The organism is Herbaspirillum rhizosphaerae (assembly GCF_001189965.1).
Lineage (GTDB): Bacteria > Pseudomonadota > Gammaproteobacteria > Burkholderiales > Burkholderiaceae_D > Herbaspirillum > Herbaspirillum rhizosphaerae.
Map to the genome: position 1 here is coordinate 191221 of NZ_LFLU01000008.1, position 20605 is coordinate 211825.

Genomic DNA, 20605 nt, shown 5'->3' on the forward strand with positions numbered 1-20605 from the left:
CTTCGCTCAAGGAAGCATGACAACCCGGCCAAATGCCTGCCTTGAACTTACGTAGGTGTGTGCGGCGCGCGCTTCCTGCAATGGAAAGGTCTTGTCGATGACGACTTGCAACTCTCCAGCCGCAACGCGTTCCAGCAGCGTCTGCACATTGCCGTGGACACGATGGTGCTCAGTGTCCAGAAGTGTTGGAAAGAAGACGCCATGCAAGCTCTGGTTTCCCCTCCATAAGCTCACCGGATCGAGCCGGTCCTGATCACGGCCCGACACGCCGACAGTAACGAGCCGCCCCTTATACGCAAGCGCCTGAACACCACGCGTCAGAGTGCTCCCTGCAATGCTGTCGACAATGAGATCCACACCGCGACCATCGGTCAGCGTCGCAATCTCTTTGACAAAATCGCTGTCGACGTAGTTTATTCCAGCCGTCATGCCGTAAGACGTCAGGCGCGACAAGCGTGTGTCGTCCGACGCGGTGGCGTACACGGTAGCGCCGGCGCGGTGAGCCAGTTGTATTGCGGCCAGCCCCAGCGCACCGGCGCCCGCGTGGATCAGCACCGATTCCCCGCTGACCAGACTGCCCGCTTCAAACAGGCATTCGTACGCCGTTCCCCACGCAACGGGTACGGCCGCGGCGACAGCCATGTCCAATGACTCTGGAATCAGCCAGGTATCGGCCGCCGGAGCCGCCACACGCTGCGCATGCGACCCCCATGAAAGAACTGCTACAACCCGGTCGCCCGGTTGACGATCATGCACGTTCGCGCCAACCTCCAGGACTATCCCTGCGCACTGGTAGCCCACAATGTGGGGAACACGCGCCAGGGGGCGAATTTCCCGGTTGATCAGATCGCCGCCCTCTACCGAGATGGCCTTGATTTCGATCAGTACCTCATTGGGTGCACATGTCGGTTCATCGACCGTTTCATAGCGAAACACATCCGGTGTCCCATTCTCATAATAGACCGCTGCTTGCATTGGATTTCTCCTTGACGTGAGGATTACTGTGCCGCGATCGGGACGATGGCGCCGATACGCCAACCGGCAGGGGTGCGAACCACAACTTCATAGACGAGATACGATGCCGTGCGGGCGTCGGCAGCAGAATGGCCGAGCGTAATCTGCGTGGGTGCGTAGAGCTGCGCCACGTCCGGCGTCAAGGGGATCACCCGCATCTTGGTCAGATCCGGCTCAAACTTCCACACGCCTTTGAATGTTTCCCGAAAATGATCAATGAGCTCCGACTTTCCCCAGAACTGGTATGGCCGAGCCACGAACACGACAGGGTCTCCGACTTCGCTCGGGGCCGCAAAGACTGCGTCAAATGCCGCAAGGTCGTGCGCCGTCGCAGCTTGGGCCTGCCGCTCAAAAACTTCTTTTATCTGCTGTCGGTCGGTCTCGGTAAAGGTGGTTGCCGCGATGCCGGCATGCGAGACCAGCAAGGTTGCGCAAGCAACTGCAACATACAGTGTCGCTTTAAATTGCATTTTCATTTTTTGTTTCCTTATTGAGCGGGGACGGGAAGAATGGCGGTGAAGCGCCAACCTTGGGATGTGTGCACAGCAAATTGATTGATCAGGAAGGTCGCGGTAACGGCGTCTTTGCCCGGTGCTCCGAAAGTCACTTTGGTCGGCACGTAGATCTGCACCGTGTCCGTGCTCACCGTGACTATCCGGCTACGCGCCATATCGGGCTCCAGATGCCATGTTCCCTTGAAAATCTCCTCAAAGTGTTTCATGACCTCTTTTTTTCCCCAGAACTGATAGGCGCGGGCAACGAAGGAAACCGGGGACGATTGATCGTCAAGGCTGTCGGCCAAAATACTGTCAAGTCTGCCGAGGTCGTGCGCGTTCTCGGCATCCACCTGTTTCAAGAACAGGGCGCGAACAGCCTCGCCGTCGCCGGCTCCTTTTTCCTGGGCGTAAGCCATGGCGCTTGATGCCGCTGCTATAACTATCGTCGCAATCAAACGTGTCGCAAGAAATCGCTTAAACATAATTATCCTTATATGCCCCTATATGTAACGCATTGAGAGGCGAGGGCGTGCTGCACAATGCTTTCCGTTTTGCTGCCTGATTTTTGCTACGGTGAGATTTCCAGATCCAAGGTAGTAACGCGATACATGATGCGGCGCATTGCCAAGGCATCCTCTTTGCCGAAAATTGTTTCGAACTGCTGCTGGGCGCGCTCCCAGGCTACTCTACCCTGAGCCTCTTTGGCCTTTCCCGCATCGGTCAAGGTGATTTCCCGTTCTCTGCGATCGCTCGCGCCCACCGCGATGGTGATTAGTCCGTCTCGCTCAAGGGGGCGCAAGTTATGCCCCATTGTTGCTCTGTCAGTGACCAGGGCCTCAGCCAGCTCGGCAATGGATAGCATGCCGCGGGTAGCGATCAGATTCAAAATTGCGTACTGCGTGATCCGCAAATCAGTTGGCGCCATGCATCCATCATAAAACCGCCCCAAATGTCGGGCAGCTTTGCGAATGGCCGTGCTGTTGCAGATTCCGGGTGAAAGGTCTTTGGGCATAAGTCCAGCTTAACGATCGATTTGCGACAATAATAAGGGCATATAAGTATATCTGTCAATCACAGCGCATTTCTTCCTCAACTATCCCCGTACCGAGGTACAAATGCCGGCGAACAGTCATTCACCGAACAGAACCGGACCGATATATTGTTGCAATAAACCGGTCCGGCTGACACTCACCCCACGCAGCGCTTAGCGGCGATCTCCCGGCAGCGGAGCATTCGGCGCAACCAGGCCTTGTTCGCGCAGCTCATGCCAGAATTGCTGCGGAATAATCGCAGACAAGGCCAGTTGATCTTCTGCCAGGCGCTCAGGTTTGCTGGCGCCGGGGATCACCGCGGCGACTGCGGGATTGGCCAGCGAGAATTGCAGCGCCGCCGCTTTGATACTCACGCCGTGACGCTCTGCCGCGGCCTTGATGCGGGCCACCTTGGCGATGATGTCAGCTGAGGCCGGCTGGTATTCGAAGTTGGCGCCGCCGGCCAGGATGCCGGAGCTGTATGGGCCGCCGACAACGATTTCCATGCCCAGCCGGGCAGCGTCCGGCATCACGCGCTGCAGGGCGCGCTCGTGGTCCAGCAGCGTGTAACGGCCGGCAAGCAGGAAACCGTCCGGCTGGGCTTCCTGCAATTCCATCGTCAGTTCAATCGGTTCCACCCGGTTCACACCCAATCCCCAGGCCTTGATCACGCCTTCGTCGCGCAGGCGGGTGAGCACCCGGAATGCGCCAGTGCGCGCTTCTTCGAAACGCGCCAGCCATTCGTCGCCATAGAAATCCTGCGCTATGTCGTGCACCCAGACGATGTCCAGGCGGTCGGTGCCCATGCGCTTGAGGCTGTCGTCGATGGAGCGCAGGGTGGCGTCGGCCGAGTAATCGTTGATGACCTTGTTCTTGCGGCCGTGCTCAAAGACCGTTCCCTTTTCGCCGAATTCCTGAGGGCCGCTCACGATTTCATCGAGCACGATGCGGCCGACTTTGGTGCTGATGACGTAGTCGTCGCGCTTGTGCCCGGCCAGGGCTTGCCCCAGGCGGATTTCCGCCAGGCCGGCGCCGTAGAAGGGGGCGGTATCGTAATAGCGGATGCCGTGCTCCCAGGCTGCGCGAACGGTGGCGGCGGCTTCCGCCTCGGGGATGTTACGGAACATGTTGCCCAGCGGCGCCGTGCCGAAGCCGAGAACGCTGCCTGCAAGTTTGTCCTTGATGCTCATGATCAACTCCTGAAATTGGTTAAGGTGGAGCGATTTTAGGGTGGCTAATTGAGTCTGTCCAAGACATAATATGACCTGGTTGAGTCCTTGGAGGTCTGATATGTTGGATATTCGGCAATTACATTATTTCGCCACGGTGGCAGAGGAAGAACACGTCGGGCGCGCGGCCGAGCGCCTGCATATCTCGCAATCCCCGCTCAGCCGGCAGATCGCCCAACTTGAAGAGCGGCTCGGTCTCACGCTGTTCGAGCGTAGCCAGCAGCGCATCAGACTGACGGCGGACGGACGGACTTTTCTGGGGGAGACGCAGGCGTTTCTGGCGCATGCCAAACGCCTGGAATCGATGGCGCGCCGTCTCGGCAGCGGCGACGACGGCGGCCTGTGCATCGGCTATCTGGAAAACGCCATGCACTCGGGAGTGCTCAACAGTGCGCTGCGCGAACTGCTGACCGAACGGCCGTCGATCCATATCGCGCTCTACAATTACTCCAACACCGCCCAGCTCGAAGGCTTGCGCCAACGCAGCCTGGATGTCGGGCTCATCTGCGAGCCGGTGCCTCCCGACGACCCGGAACTGGTGTCCTATCAGGTGTTGAGCGACCCGATGCTGCTGGCGCTGCCGGTCGGCCATCCGCTGGCGCGCGCAAAGAAATTCACGCCGCAAGACCTGGCGGCGCAAAAGTGGATCGGCGTCATCCACAAGGAAAGCGTCCGCACGCACGACAACTTCATCGCCGCTTGCGCGCAGGCAGGATTCGCGCCGAGCATCACGCTGGAAGTCAGCGAACCGCTGGCAGCACTGGGGCTGGTGGCTGCCGGCCTGGGTGTGACGATGGTGCAGAAGAGCTTGCACCAGCAAGGACCCGAGGGCGTGGTGCTGCATGAAATCCCGTGGCTTAACTACCGCGCGTCGCTGTGGGTGGCGTGGCATAAAGTGGCGTTGCGCCCGCTGGTGACGCATTTCCGCGAACTGCTTCAGCGCTCGCGGATGATTGCGCCGGCGAGGAAAACAAAGGCGATTGCGCTTACGGTGTGAAGCTGGATTGTCGGGCCGGCCGCCATGGCAGGCATCCGCACGGCATGACTGTCGTCCTGACGAAAGTCAGGACCCAGCGGCGTATTGACCGTTTTCACGACACTGGATCCCAGCGTTCGCTGGGACGACTGCTTCAGGAAAACAGGCTTAACTGAACGGCATTAACGCATTTGCGGCGTTTGTCAGACTTCCTGACGACGCCTCGCTGGCGTCGATAGTTATCCCCACATTCTGTGCACAGACCTGTGGACAAGCTGAGGGGAGTTCAACTATCTCCTTGATTTCATTGAGAACTATGACGCTGCACGCAAAGTGTCAGTTTCGTTCGCGAGTAGTCTTCGATACCGCAATCGCGACGCCGCCCAGGAAAGCCGCGCCCCCCAGCATCAGCAAGGACATCTTGTAGTCCGGCGAAATCGATCTGACGTAGCCGACCAGGAGAGGGCCGAGGAACTGTCCGATCAGATTGCCCACGCCGCTGACGAAAGCCACCGCGGGCATCGCCTTGCGCAGAGGCAGAATTTCAGTCAACCGCGAAAAGATCAGCGGCATGAGCATCTTCAGGGTGAACCCGATCAGGATGAAGAGCGCGATCTGTACATAGAACAGGGGCGCCGGGATAAACGCCGCCACCGCCATCAGCAAGCCCGTGATCATGGTCGGTATCGCCGCGTGCCAACGACGCTCCTGGCCGTGCTTGTCGGAGCGGCGGCTGATGTAGTAGATCCCCAGCATGGACATGACGAAGGGTGCGCCGGCGAAGAAGCCGATCGCGGTTTCGCTCAGTTGGCCATACGACTTCATCACCGTCGGCAACCACAAAGTAATGCCGTACAGCAGAATGGTGTTGAGACCGAAGCCCAGGGTCATGAGCCACACGGCAGGTTCGTTGAAAATCGTCCACCAGGAATCCGCTTCCGGTTCCTTGTGCGCAGCCTGCTCTTCGGCCAGCGTCTGCTTGATGGCATCGCGATCGTTCGACGGCAGCCAGCTTGCCGTATCGAGGCTTTTGGGAATCGACTTGAACCAGATCAGGCAAAAGATCCAGGCGGGCAATCCCTCTGCGATCAGCATGACGCGCCAGTCGTAGTGGGCGATGATGGCGCCCGAGATCGGCCCCGCCAGAAAACCTCCCAGCGGCGCGCCCAGATTCCAGATGCCGAATGCCCGGCCGCGCTCGGCCTTCATGAACCACTGCGCCAGCAGGATCGAGGTGCCGGCATACACAGGACCTTCCGCCAGGCCGAGCAGGATCCGCACGCTCAGCACTTGCCAGAATGTCGTGGCCAGCCCGGTCAGCATGGCGGCAGCGCCGAACAGCACCAGGCAGACAGCGACCAGGCGGCGCGCGCCGAATTTCATTGCCAGGTAGCCGGCCAGCAATTGCGTCAGCGCATAGCCCCAGGCGAAGGCGCCGCCGATCCAGCCGCCCTGGGTCGACGTCAGGCCCAGCTCCTTGGTCATGTGCGGCAGCGCCATGGCGATATTGACGCGGTCGAAATACGACAGCATGTAGACGATGAACACGGTCGGCAGAATAACCAGCCACCTGTTCCGCCCGATGTCGAGCCCGTTGTTCAGCTCGCCGGTGATGGTGTTTTGCATGTTGCAGTCTCCTCGGTTCTTACTTTGCAATAGATGCGCCAGCGGTCTCGTGCCGGCGGATCGCAGCTCACGGGCTGCGCTTCCGGTCGACTTGCCGCTTTCAGGCAATGGCTTACAGGACTTCTTTTACATACGATTCGCGTTCCATCTCGATCACTTCCACGCTGAGCTGCACGCTCATGCCGACCGGCCTGGCGCAGCGGGCGCGAATGACGCCGGCGATCCGCTGCGACAATTCGGCGCGCATGGCCGGCGTGCGTCCGGGCAAGACGCGCAGCTGGGCATAGACGAACCCGCGCGCGCCGGCCTCCGTGCCGACCCGTGTCGCCTCCAGCGGAATCATGCGCGACTTGAGATCGCTTTCTTTCTGGATGCTGCCGCTGCCGATGACGGCAGCGTTGAGTTCCAGCAGCGTCTGCGCCACGCTGTCCGGCGCAAACAATCCCGGCGAATAGTCGACGATGAGATGGGGCATGGCGTTTCCCGGTTATTGATCGAGCGGTGCGCCGTCGATGGTGCGGCGCATCGATACGGGGCGATACAGCGGGGCGCGCTTGAGTTCCACGTCGTCCACCAGTTCGACGCCGATGCCGGGAGCATCCGGCACGGTGATGAAGCCGGCTTGCGGCACCGGATGGCTTTTGACGAGATCGGAACCCAGCAACTTCTGGCCGGACTTCAGGACCAGGTTTTCAAATCCGGTCGGATATTCCTGGATGGCGAAGTTGGGCACGGCGGCGGCGACCTGCATGCAGGCGGCAAGGCTGATCGGCGACAGCGGATTGTGCGGAGCGAGATCGACGTTTTGCGCTTCGGCCAGGGCGGCAATCTTCTTGGCGCCGGTAATGCCGCCGCAGACGCACACCGAGGCGCGCGCATAACGCACGCCGCCGCCGGCCAGCTGTTGCTGGAACTCCGCCGGAGTACAGAAACGTTCGCCGGTGGCGATCGGCACCCGGATGGCGTTGCCGACCGTCGTCATCTGTGTGTAGAACTCAGGCCGCAGAGGGTCTTCCAGCCACATCGGCGTCAGCGGCTCCAGCACCTGGCCGATGGCGATCGCTTCGGCCGGACTCAGGCGGCGGTGCATTTCGATCAGCAAGTCGACATCGGGGCCTACCGCTTCACGGAACGCCATGACGCGCTCCTTGGCGTCGCGCACCTTGCCGGCATGCGAGCGGAAATATTCGTGGCCTTCCGGTTCATCCAGGAAAGGATTGATATGGCCGACTGCAGTGAAGCCTTCTTCGCGCAGGCGGCGGCATTCCGACAAGACCTCTTCCAATGTCTCGGCATACACATGGCCATAGACGCGCAGTTTGTTGCGATAGCTGCCGCCCAGCAATTGCCAGACCGGCACCTGCAGACGCTTGCCCAGCAAATCCCACAGCGCGATGTCGATGGCCGACACGGCCGCATTGACTGCGGTGCCGCGGAAGTGGGAGAAGCGCTGCATCACGTTCCAGTGGAGTTCGATCTGGTTGGCATCCTGGCCGACCAGGTACTTGCCGAACTTTTCCAGCGCGGCCTTGGCGGCTTCGATGTGCCCCCATGAACCCGCTTCGCCGTAGCCGGTCAGTCCCGCCTCGGTACGGATGCGGGCATACAGGAATTGGCCTACGTGCAAAGCCTCGACGGAAGCGATGCGATGGATGTGCTTGGTCATGGCGATATCTCAACGAATGAATGAAAGAAATGTCGATCTGCGGCGCGGCGCAAGAAAGCTGCATCTGAAGTAGCGGGCGGCAGCCGCCGGACATCGACATGGAGGACTATAGCGAGGGGAGGAGCAGCTTGGAATCAAATTCTATAGTGTTACTTCTCTATTCTATATAGAATAGAGAAATGACTCCTATCGATCTCAGCCCGGCGTTTGTCCGGCTTGCACGCTATATCCATGAACGCATCATTGCCGGCGAATGGCTGCCCGGCCAGGTATTGCCCGGCGAAGAAGCGCTCGCACAGGACATGAAGGTCAGCGTCGGTACCGTGCGTAAGGCATTCGACGTACTGAGCGGGCAAGGGCTGGTCACGCGCCACCGGGGACGCGGCACCTTCGTGACGCGCGCCACCAATGAGCGCGCCTTCACCAGTTTTTACCGCCTGACGGACCGCTCCGACGGCATGCGACGCCTGCCGGAAGACACCTTGCTGCTGAAAGAGCGCGCCGCTGCCGACGCCGACGAACGCGCGGCCCTCAAGCTCGCGCCCGACGAACTGGTCTATCGCCTGCGCCGCCGTCGCGTTCTTGACGGCGCGCCGCTGGTGCTGGAGACCATCAGTTTTCCTTTTGCGCGGGTAGGGACCAAGGAATGGGGCGCAGACGGTGCGCCGTTTCATCTGGTGTATTCATTCCTGGAGCAGCAGTGCGGCATCTCGGTGAGCCGCGTGGAAGACCGCCTGCGGGCCTGTCTGCTGCCAAAGAAGGTGGCGAAGGATTTCGGTTTACCTGTCGGTCATCCGGTCTTGCTGTCCATTCGCACCGGCTACGACCTGCGCGGAGAACCGGTGGAATTCAGATCCTCATGGATGGCGACCGATACCCACGACTACCTCAGCGAGCTGCGCTGGGCGGCAGCGACGGATCACTGATCGTCCTGCTGGATGAAATCAATGAAGGCCCGCAACGGCGCAGGCAGGTGGCGGCGTCCCGAATAATATAAAAACGGTCCGGGAAAACTCGGCCACCAGTCCTGCAGCACCGGCTGCAACTGGCCGGAGCTCATGTACGGCTCCAGCCATTCTTCAAAAAGATAAATCAAGCCGTGTCCCGCCACTGCCGCGCTCACCGTCAGGTCGGCGACGGTCGGGGTGACGATCAGGGGGCCGTCGGGTTCGACGGTGAGCGTCTGTCCATCGCGCTCGAATTCCCACGGATAGATCGCGCCGCTGAGAAATTTCCCGCGCAGGCAGGCATGTTGCAACAGGTCGCGCGGATGTTCCGGCACACCGCGTCGCGCCAGGTAAGCGGGCGCGGCGGCCACGGCAAAGCGCTGCGTGCGCGGCCCGATGGGCACCGCAATCATGTCCTGTTCCAATCGTTCGCCGTAGCGGATGCCGGCGTCGCAGCCGCTCGCCACTACATCGACAAAATTGTTGTCGACGACCAGGTCCAGCACGATTTCCGGATAGGCGCCGATAAAGGCGTTGACCATCGGCTGCAGGAAGAAGCGCGCCGCGCTGACCGGCACGTTCAGTCGCAAGGTGCCGCGTGGGCGGTCGCGCAGGTCGTTGAGCACGTCGAGCGCGTTGGCGACTTCGTCCAACGCCGGCCGCAAACGGCTGAGCAGCAACGCGCCGGCCTCGGTCGGCGTCACGCTGCGCGTGGTGCGCAACAGCAGCCGGATGCCGAGCTTGTTTTCCAGCCGGCGCACGGCCTCGCTCAAGGCCGAGGCGGACTGTCCGCTGGCGCGTCCGGCCTGGCGGAAGCCATGATGCTGGACGACCAGGGCGAAGGTCGACAAATCTGCCATGGAATGAATGTCGGTCGTCATTGCGTTGGTCGCCTTTATTGTGCGGAATTTCGTACAAGCCGTACGCCATTGCCCGGATTATCACACGGCATCATCTTGATTACCATGTGCTCATGCCGCTACCCCGGCCATGCGCCACCCCTGGCGCGCAGCGAATTCCTCGTCCATTTCGTCACTATCAGGAGCCTGTCATGAACGCCTATTTACCTTCCCGCCACCAGTTTTCACCCGCGCACTGCGACATCCGCTTCAACCGCCTCGGCTACGGCGCCATGCAGCTGGCCGGCCCGCACGTGTGGGGGCCGCCGAAAGATCGTGCCGCTGCGGTGGCCGTCTTGCGCGAAGCCATCGAGCTGGGCATCAACCATATCGATACCTCGGATTTCTACGGTCCGCACGTCACCAACCAGATCATCCGCGAAGCGCTGCATCCCTACCGCGACGGGCTGACCATTGTCACCAAGATCGGCTTCGTGCGCGGCGACGATCAGTCGTGGATACCGGCGGCGTCGGCAGAGCAATTGCGCGCTGCCGTGCACGACAACTTGCGCAACCTGCAATTGGAGGCGCTCGACGTAGTCAACCTGCGTGCGCCCGGCCTGGAAGGCCCGGACGGTTCTTCGCTCGCCGAGGCGCTCGGCACACTGGTGCGGATGAAAGAGGAGGGCCTGATCCGCCATATCGGCCTCAGTAATGTCGATGCAAAACAGATCGCCGAAGCGCAGCAGATCACCGACATCGTTTGCGTGCAGAACATGTACAACCTGGCTGCGCGCGGCGACGATGCCCTGATCGATACGCTGGCGGCGCAGGGCATCGCTTACGTGCCGTTTTTCCCGCTGGGCGGATTTTCGCCGCTGCAATCTGAAACCCTGACGCAAGTCGCCGCATCCCTGCAGGCAACGCCGATGCAGGTGGCGCTGGCGTGGTTGCTCCAGCGCGCACCTAACATTCTGGTGATTCCCGGCACGTCGTCAGTGGCGCATTTACGCGAGAACGTCGCCGCCGGAGCGCTGCAGCTGGATGCTGCGGCATTGGCCGCGCTTGATGCCATGTGACCGGCGTGTGACCGGCGTGTGACCGGCGTGTGATCGGCGTGTGATCGGCGTGTGATCGGCGTGTGATCGGCGTGTGACCGGCGCGCCGACGAGCCGCGAAGTTGGCCACGAAGCCAACTGCTGAATCAGCCGCGCCGGGCGGCCTCGATGGCGGCGATGTCGATCTTCTTCATCCCCATCATGGCCTGGAAGACGCGTTTGGCGGCCGCCTGATCGGGATCGGTGACGCCGGCGATCAGCACGCGCGGCGAGATCTGCCAGGACAGCCCCCATTTGTCCTTGCACCAGCCGCAGGCGCTTTCCTGGCCGCCGTTGTCGACGATGGCGTTCCACAGGCGGTCGGTTTCTTCCTGGCTGTCGGTCGCGACCTGGAACGAGAACGCTTCGTTGTGGCGGAAGGCAGGGCCGCCGTTGAGGCCAAGGCAGGGAATACCCATCACGGTGAACTCGACCGTCAGGATGTTGCCTTCCTTGCCCGCGGGATAGTCGCCCGGCGCGCGATGGACGGCGCCGACGGCGCTGTCGGGAAAGGTTGCGGCGTAGAACGTCGCTGCATCCAGTGCAGCGCCGTCGTACCAGAGGCAAATGGTGTTTTTGCTGAGCATCGCGGGTCTCCTCGATTGGGGATGAATAAAGGGATGTTGCCCGCGCGTTAATGTTTTTATTTGTTTGCGCCGGCGAACAGGTTTTCGATGTTATTTTTCGAAAATAGTGCCGTCAGGCTTGCGCGGCCTTCTCACCACGAAAGTCGCGCTCAATCAGCTTCCGGCGACAAGCCGTGTTCCTGCATGGCCCGGCGCGCGCGGGTATCGGCGAACATCGTCAGGAAGGCGCGCGCCGTCGCGGATGACGAAGCATGGGACGAAACGGCGCCCGCATACACGGTGTAGTTCTGGATGGCGGCCGGCAGCGGTCCGACCAGGTGCGCGCCTTTTACCTGCAGGATCTCGCTTTGCTGATGCAGCGCCAGTGCGGCTGAGCCGTCGACCAGCTTCTCCGCCACCAGGCCGCCGGGCACCAGCACTTCCTTGGCATGCATCTGCGCCGCGATGCCCAGCTTTTCAAACAGTTGTTCCAGATAGATGCCGCTGGATCCGCCGGCCCTGGGATCGATGACTGCAACCGACGGCGCATCCAGCAATGTCTTCCTGAACTGCGCCACGGTGGCAATCGCCGGCGCCGGTGCGCCTTGCCTGACGGCGACCGCGATGCCGACGCGCGCGATCCCGCGGGCGCTGGCTGCATCCAGATAAGCATCCTTGCCGAGACTGTTCAACACGGCATCCGGCACGACCGCCACGTCGAAGGCTGCGCCGGAGCGGATGCGTTTTTCCATTGCGCCACCGGTGGCGTTCTCCACCGTGACGCGGATGCCGCTGCGCTGTTCGAAATCGGCGGCGACGCTGCGCACCACGGGAGCAATGGCGCCGGCGGCGAAGACCTTGAGATCATCGGCGCAAGCAGCTGTCGCAGATGTCGCAATCAGGACCGCAAGAGCGGAGGCAGCGAAAAACGGGAAGGACGACAGGCGCACGATTTTTCTCCTGAACGCGACGGACGATGAATGAAGAAATGCGAAATGCGGCTGGGATTATACGATGGGCGCCTGCATCGCCTTTCCGGCCAGGCAAAAGAAAAACGGCTTGCAACGCTGCAAGCCGTTTTGTCTGACAGGCGCAGATCCGGTTTATTGCAGGAAGTCTGCAATCACCGCCACGGTCGCCTGCGGCTGTTCTTCCATCAGCCAGTGGCCGGCGTTGGGGATCACCGCGCCGCGTACATCGGTGGCGGCAAAACGTGCAACGGCTGCCATGGTGGTGCCGAAGGATTTTTCGCCGCCCACGGCCAGGACCGGCATCGGCAGCAGTCCCTTGGCGACGTAGGCCTTGTTGTCTACAGCATCCTGGTCAAAGGCGTGGAACTGCTCAAAGCCGGAATGCATGGCGCCAGGCAGTGCATAGAACTTGGCATAGTGGCGGCGTGAGGCTTCGTCGAAATGCTTGGGATCGGCGGAGAACTCATTCCAGAAACGATCGAGGTAAATACGCTCGCGGCCCTTCACCAGCCGTTCCATGTCCGGACCGCCGAAACGGAAATGCCAGAGCAGGGGATTCTTGAGGATTTCTTCCCATGGGCCGACACCCGGCAGCGGCGCATCCATCAGCACCAGTTTGGTCACGCGCTCAGGTTGCTCCGCAGTGAAGGCGTAGGCGACCATATTGCCGATGTCATGCGCCACCACGTCGACCTTGCCGATCTTGAGCGCATCGAGCACGCCGGCGATGTCGCGCGCCTGGTTCTTTTTGTCGTAACCGGTTGCAGGGTGATCCGACAAGCCCATGCCGCGCAGATCAGGCACGATGACCGTGTGCGTGGCGGCGAGTTTGGCCGCCAGCGGCGCCCACATGTCGCCGGTTTCGCCATAGCCGTGCAGCATCACAACCGCCGGGCCTGTGCCGCCGACTCTGACATGGATGCGTGCGCCGTTGGTGGCGATCGTCTGTGTCTTGAATCCAGATAGGAAAGAGAAGCCGGCTGCCAGCGCCGGGAAAGAATGGAGTGAAGCAAGTACGAGCAGCAACGCCAATATTTTTCGCATTTTTATACCCCGTTTGTTATTCAGGCCGGTCAGCCTGAGGAAGGATACTGTCACAGATCTCAGGCCTGGAAAATGTATTTTCCAGACTATGTGATCCGGTCGATGAATGCGATATAAAAAGATCAATATTTCGCTGCCGGAAAACATCATGAGCAATCAGAAGCGCGACATCCCCCGATCAACTCACGATGTCATCAGCCTGTCATCAAGGCATCAATGCGTTTGTCCCGCAGCGTCCAGAATCAGATTGGCGATTTCATCCGGATGCGACAGCATCGACAGATGGCTGGAGGCGATTTCGATGGTCTTGGCCTTCATGCGTTGCGCGAGGAAGCGCTCCAGTTGCGGCGACGTGGTGCGGTCATTGGTGGAAACGGCATACCAGGTCGGCTTGCTGCGCCATGCGGCTTGCGTGGTGCGCGAGGCGAACAGCGTGTCGGAGATGCGGCCTTGTTCGGCATACATGACCTTGGCCTTGACCGGATTGATGTCGCCCGCGAAGTCGCGCAGGAAAGCTTCTTCGCTCAACTGAGCAAAGCCGCCCGACTTGACCAGGCCGGCGCTGGCCGGCGGCGTCGGGAATTTTCCTGCCAGCGCGCCGTAGTCTTCACCGGCATCCGGTGCGCGCGCAGCGACATAGACCAGACCTGCCACCTTGGGATCGGTGCCGGCTTCGCTGATGACGGTGCCTGCCCACGAGTGGCCGACCAGGATGGTCGGGCCGTCTTGCAGCGCCAGGATGCGGCGCGTCGCTTCAACGTCGTCGGCCAGAGAGGACAAAGGATTCTGTACGGCCGTCACGTGCAGGCCGGCTTTTTGCAGGCGTTCGATTACTTCCGACCAGCATGAACCGTCGGCATAGGCGCCGTGCACCAGCACGACGTTCTTGACCGGCGCGGTCTTCGCGGCATCTTCGGCGAAAGCGGCGTGGCTCAGGAGCAGGGCGGCGACGCCCGCAATTGTGGATTGCACGGCGGACTTCATGAATGAGCGTTTGTTGAGCATGGCGATAATTCCTTGTGTGTGTGAATCAATGAGTCAGTGAATGAAAAAAGGGAAATGCAGCGATCGGCGAATTCATGCAGGTACAAATGCGCAGGGCGCACGACTCCATCCGCTCCGATCAGCGGTTATTTTTTACAGCGGGAGGAAAGGCTGAATTACATCCGCATCACGTCATGACTGCGGTCGGTTGGGCTCGACGGCCCTTTGCACCGGCAGCGTCGACGGCGTGTCGGACGGGCTGACGACCGCGTAGAAGTAGCGTCCCTGCCGCCAGTATTGCGTCAGCAGATTGCCGTCCTGGCGATTGCCGGCGCCGAAGTTGAACAACTCGCCCGGCGGCCGGACGTAGTAGACGATGGCTTGTCCGGCGTCGTTCTGGTACAGCACCATCGCCGCCGCGCCTTTGTCGCTGGCCATCAGGCGGCCGCCGACCGGCTTGAAACCGTAGGCGCTGAAGTCCGGCATCGGCGCCGCCTGGACGAAATGCCGGTTGAGCCAGCCTTGCAACTGCTCCGGCTCGCTGGTCTTCATGTCGACCTTCTGCGCCATGTCGCTGGTCGCAAACATCCGGTAAGCCTGCGTCGCATCGGCCATCGGCAGATAGGTCTTGCGCATAGCCATGTCGCGCAATTGCCAGCCGCCCAGCGTACCGAGGCTCAGCGTCAACACCAGTGAGGCGGCAATCGCCATGCGGCGCTGCGAGCGGGCGCGCAGTTCGCGGCGGATGCGGAAGGGATCCAGGCGCGGCGGGATCGGCGCCGCAGGCAGGTTCTCCAGCGAGGCGCGCAGGCGCTGATTGTCCAGGCGCAGTTGCTCGACTTCGCGCGCAGCCTGGGGATGGCTCGCCAGATAAGCATCGACCTGGCGGCGCATCGCTTCGTCCAGCTGACCGTCGACGTAGGCGTGCAGGTCCTGTTCGGAGGGAGAGAAAGTATTCATTTGAGGATCCGCAAAGAAGGATTGGCCTGGCCGTCATTGAGCGCGCGCAATGCCTTGCGGGCACGCGACAGGCGCGACATCACGGTGCCGATGGGGATGTCCATGGTGTCGGCGACTTCCTGATAACTGAGTCCTTCGACCGAGATCAGCAGCAGCAAGGCGCGTTGCTCGGCCGGCAGTTTGCTGAAATCCTGTAGGGCCGAGCGCGACATGGCGACATCTTCGGCCGAGGGCGCCAGCTCTTCTTCGGCGCGGACGAACAGCGACAGCAAGCCGGCATAGCGTTTGGCGCGGCGCTCGCCATCGATGAACTGGCGATACATGATCTGGAACAGCCAGGCGCGCAGGTCGCCGTCGTCGCGGCGGCGGTCGGCGCGTGACAACGCCCGCTCCAGGCAGGACTGCACCAGGTCGTCGGCGCTGTTTTCGTGGCGCGTCAACGACAGTGCAAAGCGCCGCAGCCGGGGCAGCAGTTCGCGCAAATCGTCGTCGCTGAAATCTTTGCTCATGGGTAATCAACCGGTAAAGGTAGTGATATCGTTCATGCACAGTAAGACGAACGGCCCGGATGCTTATTCCAGCCGGATGCAATTTATTTAAAAATTTATTTGCCGGAATACGAAAGCAAGATCCGGCAAGCGCACCGGCTTGCTTTGACGCATCATATCGGGTTGCGGCCCATGCCATCTTTATTGCCATCATGACAAAACAACATAGCGACAACGTTCCCGGCCTGATGACTGCCGATGACGGCACGGTCTACTGCGCCTGGCATGCCGCCATGTCTGAGTATCATGGCAACGAATGGGGCAAGCCGGTGGCCGACGATATCCGCCTGTTCGAGAAGATCTGCCTGGAAGGATTCCAGTCCGGCATGGCGTGGATCACCATCCTGCGCAAACGCGAGAACTTCCGGGCAGCCTTCGACGGCTTCGACTTTCATCGCGTGGCGCGTTACGGCGACGACGATATTGCACGCCTGATGGCTGATGCCGGCATCGTGCGCAACCGCGCCAAGATCGTTTCCACCATCAACAATGCTCAACGCGCATTGGAGCTGATCGAAGAAGCCGGTTCGCTGGCCGCCTGGTTCTGGCAATTCGAACCGCCGGCCAAGGAACGTCCCAAGGTCGTGACGCTGGACTACTGGACCGCCAACCCGACCTCGGCGGCTTCCATCAACCTCTCCAAAGCCCTCAAGAAGCGCGGCTGGAGCTATGTCGGGCCGACCACCATCTACGCCTTCATGCAGGCCATGGGGCTGGTTAACGATCACCTGACGGGATGCGCCTGCCGCGATCGCGTCGAGGCGGAACGCAAGGCCTTCATTCGCCCCGTGCAATAGCGTTCAAGACTTCCTGCCGGCCATGCCAGAACATGCGGGTTCTTCTTCATCAAAAAAGGACCTGCACGTGACCGACACCGCCATCGATTCTCCCCAAACCATCCCGCAACGCTGTGTCATCATCGTCGATGCGGCGCTGCCGGTCGGCAAAGCCGCCAACGCCGCCGCCGTCATCGCGCTGACCATCGGCCAGCGCCATCCTGAACTGGTCGGGCCTGCGCTCGTCGATGCCGACGGTTGCGCCCATCCGGGCCTGATTCCGATCGGCATCGCCGTGCTGGCAGCGAGTCGCGACGAACTTGCGGGGATCCGCGCCAAGGGCGTGGAGAGCGGCTGCGATGTGGTGGATTTCCCCGTGCAGGGGCAGGAGACGACCAACTATCAGGCTTTCTGCGATGCGGTCGCCAACATGGCGACCAGCGATCTAGGCTATCTCGGCGTGGCCCTGATCGGCGAGAAAAAGCCGATCAGCCGCATCGTTGCCAATATTGGTTTGCTGAAATAGCGGCAGTCTTATCGGGCGACCATGGCGCTACGGTAGGCGCCGGGCGTGACGCCCATGATGCGGCGGAACCAGCGCGTCAGGTGCGCCTGATCCGAGAATCCCGTCGCTGCGCTGACGTCCGCCAGCGAATGATTCAGCCGGATAAGACTCCTGGCGACACGTACGCGCGCCTGGCGCTGATAGGCATGCGGCGTCATGCCGGTGGCGCGTTCAAAGGCGCGGAACAACTGGAACGCGGGCAAGCCGGCCACCTCGGCGATGTCTTGCAGGTGGACTTGCCGGCCCAGGTGCTGGTCCAGATATTCCTGCGCCAGACGGATTGCATGGCTTTCCTTGCCGACCACGGATGGAGCATCGGCGTCACGCACGTGATGGTCGAACAAACGCGCCGCGAATTTCAGATAGACCTCTTCGCAGTACAAGGCGGAGGCTGCATCGGCAGTCTGTAATTGCGAGCAGTTGTGCATTTCATAGAACAGCGCCGCCAGGGCCTGGTCGCGAATCAGCGGGCCGGCGACGGAGATGCCGCGCACCACATCTTCATCGCGCACCAGCGAACGCAGGTAGTTCAGATCGACATACAAGGTGCGCTGCTGCCAGCCGTCGCTGTCGACCGGCCAGCCGGCGTGCGGCTGATCGGCGTCGATGGCGTAGAGATCGCCGGCGCGTGCGACGAATTCTGCGCCGCGCATGCGGATACGGATCGCGCCGCGCGTCAGCAGGGCGAAACAGGCGGTATCGTGCGTATGGACGTCATAGGAGAAGTCGACGAAGCGGGCGCGCAGCAGCTCCGCCTGCAAATTGGGCGCGTGCCACAGCGTGATGTCGGGGGCTTCCTTGCGCATGACGGAGTCGGAGTGTAGGCGAAGAACAAAAAAATCGGGTACGCCCGAAAGCATACCCGAAATGCATGCACCTCATCCGCGCCGGGCGCAAGCGGCTTAAATGCCGCCCATGCAGAGATACTTGATGACCAGATAGTCGTCGATGCCGTAATGCGATCCTTCGCGTCCCAGACCGGATTGCTTGACGCCGCCGAACGGCGCGACTTCGTTGGAAATCAGGCCGGTGTTGATGCCGACCATGCCGCTCTCCAGACCTTCGGCGACGCGCCAGATGCGGCCGATGTCGCGCGAATAGAAGTAAGCTGCCAGTCCGAACTCGGTGTCGTTGGCCATCGCAATGGCGTCTTCGTCGGTGGTGAAACGGAACAACGGCGCCATCGGGCCGAAGGTTTCTTCCTTGGCGATGATCATCTGCGAGGTCACGTCGGCGATCACGGTCGGCTCGAAGAAGCTGTGGCCGAGCGCGTGACGCTTGCCGCCGGTCAGCACGCGGCCGCCCTTGGCCTGGGCATCGGCGATGTGCTGTTCGACCTTCTTGACGGCTTTCTCATCGATCAACGGGCCTTGCGTGACACCGTTTTCGACGCCGTTGCCGACCTTCAGCTTGCCGACGGCCGCCACCAGTTTTTCGGCGAAGGCGTCGTACACGCCGTCCTGCACATAGATGCGGTTGGCGCACACGCAGGTCTGGCCGGCGTTGCGAAACTTGGACGCGATCGCGCCTTCGACGGCGGCATCCAGATCGGCGTCGTCGAACACGATGAAGGGTGCATTGCCGCCCAGTTCCAGCGACAGCTTCTTGACGGTGGCGGCGCATTGTTCCATCAGCAGCTTGCCGATCGCGGTGGAGCCGGTGAAGCTCAGCTTGCGCACCAGCGGATTGCTGGTCATCTCGCCGCCGATCAGTTTGGCCGAACCGGTAACCACGCTGAACACGCCGGCCGGCACGCCTGCACGTTCCGCCAGCACCGCCAATGCCAGCGCCGAGAAGGGCGTCGCTTCAGCAGGCTTGAGCACCATCGGGCAGCCTGCAGCCAGCGCAGGACCGGCCTTGCGCGTGATCATCGCCGCCGGGAAATTCCACGGCGTGATCGCCGCACAGACGCCGATCGGCTCCTTGGTGACGACGATGCGGCTGGTCGGAGATGGCGAAGGAATGGTGTCGCCGTAGGTGCGCTTGGCCTCTTCGCCGAACCATTCGATGAAGGACGCGGCGTAGGCGATTTCGCCCTTGGCTTCCGCCAGCGGCTTGCCTTGCTCGGTGGTCATGATCAGCGCCAGGTCGTCGGTGTTGGCGAGCATGAGATCGTTCCACTTGCGCAGGATGACGCTGCGCTCCTTGGCGGTCTTCTTGCGCCAGCCGGCCCAGGCCGCCTGCGCCGCTTCAATCGCGCGGCGGGTTTCGGCGGCGCCCATGTTGGGGATGGTGCCGATCTTGTCACCGGTGGCGGGGTTGTGCACGTCGTGCGCGCTGCCGTCGTCGGCATTGCACCAGGCGCCGTTGATATAAGCTTGCTGGCGCAGCAGGGTAGGGTCTTTGAGGTGATCAGATAGCAACATAAAGTCTTTCCTTAAAATTTGGCCGCAGCCTTGTTGCGGCCACGCAGCCATTCCAGCACCAGCAACAGGCAGGTGGAAAAAATGATCAGGATGGTCGCCAGCGCAGCGATGGTGGGGCTGATGTTGTCCTTGATGCCGGCGAACATCTGGCGCGGCAGCGTGGCCTGATTGGGGCCGGCGACGAACAGCGTCAGCACGACTTCGTCGAATGAAGTGGTGAAAGCGAACAGCGCGCCCGAGATCAGGCCCGGCGCAATCACCGGCAAGGTAATGCGAAAGAAGGTGTGCACCGGACTGGCGCCCAAGCTTAGGCTGGCGCGCACCAGATTGTGATTGAACCCTTGCAGCGTCGCCAGCACGGTGGTGACGACAAACGGCGCGCCCAGCGCCGCATGCGCCAGGATCAGACCGAGATAGCTGTCAGCCAGACCGATCTGTGCAAAGAACAGATACACGCCGACGCCGACCACCACCACCGGCACGATCATCGGAGAAATCAGGATCGCCATCAGCACACCCTTGCCGCGGAAGTCGGCCTTGTTGAGACCGACTGCAGCCAGCGTGCCGAGCACGGTCGCGATCACGGTGGCGGCGGGCGCGACGATGAAGCTGTTGCGGGCGGCGCGCATCCACTCGTCGGACTCGAACAGGTTCTGGTACCAGCGCAGCGAAAAGCCCTTGATCGGATACATGAGGAAACTGCTGTCGCTGAACGACAGCGGAATCATTACCAGTATCGGCAGGATCAGGAACAGCAAGATCAACACGTTCAGGCTGCGCGAGACGAAGAACCACGCACGCTCCGGCAGCGACATGTATGGCGGAAAATCCGGCAGGAATGATGCGAACGACAAGGATGGCATTTTGATCATGGCGTTATCCGATAACCGGTGTGATGTTGTT

General features: G+C 61.3%; 23 protein-coding genes. 5 read left to right on the top strand and 18 right to left on the bottom strand.

Going from position 1 to position 20605, the window contains the following annotated elements:
• Nucleotides 1-6: 6 nt before the first annotated feature.
• The 5 genes from AKL25_RS13400 to AKL25_RS13420 form a co-directional block, all read right to left on the bottom strand.
• The gene (locus tag AKL25_RS13400; RefSeq protein WP_050478166.1) at nt 7-975 is read right to left on the bottom strand and encodes a quinone oxidoreductase family protein; all 969 of its coding nucleotides are present in this window, start codon (nt 973-975) and stop codon (nt 7-9) included.
• Nucleotides 976-998: 23 nt separating this feature from the next.
• Nucleotides 999-1490 carry a YybH family protein gene (locus AKL25_RS13405; RefSeq protein ID WP_157050637.1) on the bottom strand — a complete coding sequence of 164 codons (492 nt, stop codon included), beginning with the start codon at nt 1488-1490 and terminating at the stop codon, nt 999-1001.
• An 11-nt stretch (nt 1491-1501) separates the two neighbouring features.
• A complete protein-coding gene (locus AKL25_RS13410; protein ID WP_050478216.1) occupies nt 1502-1927 on the bottom strand; it encodes a Cif family virulence factor in 426 nt (141 codons plus the stop codon).
• A gap of 152 nt (nt 1928-2079) precedes the next feature.
• On the bottom strand, nt 2080-2523 hold the full coding sequence (locus tag AKL25_RS13415) for a MarR family winged helix-turn-helix transcriptional regulator (protein ID WP_050478167.1): 444 nt from the start codon (nt 2521-2523) through the stop codon (nt 2080-2082).
• Between the two features lie 192 nt (nt 2524-2715).
• Nucleotides 2716-3732, bottom strand: coding sequence for an aldo/keto reductase (locus AKL25_RS13420; protein ID WP_050478168.1), 1017 nt, complete (start codon nt 3730-3732; stop codon nt 2716-2718).
• Between the two features lie 100 nt (nt 3733-3832).
• On the opposite strand from AKL25_RS13420, the gene AKL25_RS13425 reads away from it, so the two are divergent.
• The gene (locus AKL25_RS13425) at nt 3833-4768 is read left to right on the top strand and encodes a LysR family transcriptional regulator (protein ID WP_050478169.1); all 936 of its coding nucleotides are present in this window, start codon (nt 3833-3835) and stop codon (nt 4766-4768) included.
• 315 nt (nt 4769-5083) lie between these two features.
• Here the strand turns inward: AKL25_RS13425 and AKL25_RS13430 are convergent, their stop codons facing one another.
• The 3 genes from AKL25_RS13430 to AKL25_RS13440 all read right to left on the bottom strand — a co-directional run bounded on the left by AKL25_RS13430 (nt 5084) and on the right by AKL25_RS13440 (nt 8039).
• On the bottom strand, nt 5084-6373 hold the full coding sequence (locus tag AKL25_RS13430; protein ID WP_050478170.1) for an MFS transporter: 1290 nt from the start codon (nt 6371-6373) through the stop codon (nt 5084-5086).
• Nucleotides 6374-6485: 112 nt separating this feature from the next.
• Nucleotides 6486-6848, bottom strand: a complete 363-nt coding sequence (locus AKL25_RS13435) for a 5-carboxymethyl-2-hydroxymuconate Delta-isomerase (protein WP_050478171.1) — start codon at nt 6846-6848, stop codon at nt 6486-6488.
• Between the two features lie 12 nt (nt 6849-6860).
• A complete protein-coding gene (locus AKL25_RS13440; RefSeq protein WP_050478172.1) occupies nt 6861-8039 on the bottom strand; it encodes a mandelate racemase/muconate lactonizing enzyme family protein in 1179 nt (392 codons plus the stop codon).
• 179 nt (nt 8040-8218) lie between these two features.
• On the opposite strand from AKL25_RS13440, the gene AKL25_RS13445 reads away from it, so the two are divergent.
• A complete protein-coding gene (locus AKL25_RS13445; protein ID WP_050478173.1) occupies nt 8219-8965 on the top strand; it encodes a GntR family transcriptional regulator in 747 nt (248 codons plus the stop codon).
• Here the strand turns inward: AKL25_RS13445 and AKL25_RS13450 are convergent.
• The gene (locus AKL25_RS13450; protein WP_050478174.1) at nt 8959-9867 is read right to left on the bottom strand and encodes a LysR substrate-binding domain-containing protein; all 909 of its coding nucleotides are present in this window, start codon (nt 9865-9867) and stop codon (nt 8959-8961) included. The two genes, AKL25_RS13445 and AKL25_RS13450, sit on opposite strands and share 7 nt — an antisense overlap.
• Nucleotides 9868-10037: 170 nt before the next feature.
• Between AKL25_RS13450 and AKL25_RS13455 the strand changes: the two genes are divergently transcribed.
• The gene (locus AKL25_RS13455) at nt 10038-10904 is read left to right on the top strand and encodes an oxidoreductase (protein WP_083444698.1); all 867 of its coding nucleotides are present in this window, start codon (nt 10038-10040) and stop codon (nt 10902-10904) included.
• A 125-nt stretch (nt 10905-11029) separates the two neighbouring features.
• On the opposite strand, the gene AKL25_RS13460 is transcribed toward AKL25_RS13455, so the two are convergent.
• The 6 genes from AKL25_RS13460 to AKL25_RS13485 all read right to left on the bottom strand — a co-directional run bounded on the left by AKL25_RS13460 (nt 11030) and on the right by AKL25_RS13485 (nt 15956).
• Entirely contained in the window at nt 11030-11509 is a 480-nt protein-coding gene (locus tag AKL25_RS13460; protein WP_050478175.1) for a VOC family protein, read from the bottom strand.
• A gap of 149 nt (nt 11510-11658) precedes the next feature.
• Nucleotides 11659-12438, bottom strand: a complete 780-nt coding sequence (locus tag AKL25_RS13465; RefSeq protein WP_240475734.1) for a molybdate ABC transporter substrate-binding protein — start codon at nt 12436-12438, stop codon at nt 11659-11661.
• Nucleotides 12439-12591: 153 nt separating this feature from the next.
• Nucleotides 12592-13503: an alpha/beta fold hydrolase gene (locus AKL25_RS13470; RefSeq protein ID WP_157050638.1), complete on the bottom strand. Its 912-nt coding sequence runs from the start codon at nt 13501-13503 to the stop codon at nt 12592-12594.
• 213 nt (nt 13504-13716) lie between these two features.
• Nucleotides 13717-14508 carry an alpha/beta fold hydrolase gene (locus tag AKL25_RS13475; protein WP_205627246.1) on the bottom strand — a complete coding sequence of 264 codons (792 nt, stop codon included), beginning with the start codon at nt 14506-14508 and terminating at the stop codon, nt 13717-13719.
• A gap of 171 nt (nt 14509-14679) precedes the next feature.
• The gene (locus tag AKL25_RS13480) at nt 14680-15447 is read right to left on the bottom strand and encodes an anti-sigma factor family protein (RefSeq protein WP_050478177.1); all 768 of its coding nucleotides are present in this window, start codon (nt 15445-15447) and stop codon (nt 14680-14682) included.
• Nucleotides 15444-15956 carry a sigma-70 family RNA polymerase sigma factor gene (locus AKL25_RS13485; protein WP_050478178.1) on the bottom strand — a complete coding sequence of 171 codons (513 nt, stop codon included), beginning with the start codon at nt 15954-15956 and terminating at the stop codon, nt 15444-15446. Before AKL25_RS13485 ends, AKL25_RS13480 begins: the two co-directional genes overlap by 4 nt.
• Nucleotides 15957-16147: 191 nt before the next feature.
• Here AKL25_RS13485 and AKL25_RS13490 point away from each other — a divergent pair, with 191 nt between their 5' ends.
• Nucleotides 16148-16792 carry a DNA-3-methyladenine glycosylase I gene (locus tag AKL25_RS13490; RefSeq protein WP_083444699.1) on the top strand — a complete coding sequence of 215 codons (645 nt, stop codon included), beginning with the start codon at nt 16148-16150 and terminating at the stop codon, nt 16790-16792.
• Nucleotides 16793-16859: 67 nt separating this feature from the next.
• On the top strand, nt 16860-17297 hold the full coding sequence (locus AKL25_RS13495; RefSeq protein WP_240475735.1) for a DUF2000 domain-containing protein: 438 nt from the start codon (nt 16860-16862) through the stop codon (nt 17295-17297).
• Between the two features lie 8 nt (nt 17298-17305).
• Here AKL25_RS13495 and AKL25_RS13500 read toward each other — a convergent pair whose 3' ends face one another.
• The 3 genes from AKL25_RS13500 to AKL25_RS13510 all read right to left on the bottom strand — a co-directional run bounded on the left by AKL25_RS13500 (nt 17306) and on the right by AKL25_RS13510 (nt 20574).
• Nucleotides 17306-18142, bottom strand: a complete 837-nt coding sequence (locus tag AKL25_RS13500) for an AraC family transcriptional regulator (RefSeq protein ID WP_050478180.1) — start codon at nt 18140-18142, stop codon at nt 17306-17308.
• Nucleotides 18143-18238: 96 nt separating this feature from the next.
• Nucleotides 18239-19702 carry an NADP-dependent succinate-semialdehyde dehydrogenase gene (gabD, locus tag AKL25_RS13505; RefSeq protein WP_050478181.1) on the bottom strand — a complete coding sequence of 488 codons (1464 nt, stop codon included), beginning with the start codon at nt 19700-19702 and terminating at the stop codon, nt 18239-18241.
• Between the two features lie 11 nt (nt 19703-19713).
• The gene (locus AKL25_RS13510; RefSeq protein WP_205627247.1) at nt 19714-20574 is read right to left on the bottom strand and encodes an ABC transporter permease; all 861 of its coding nucleotides are present in this window, start codon (nt 20572-20574) and stop codon (nt 19714-19716) included.
• Nucleotides 20575-20605 lie beyond the last annotated feature (31 nt).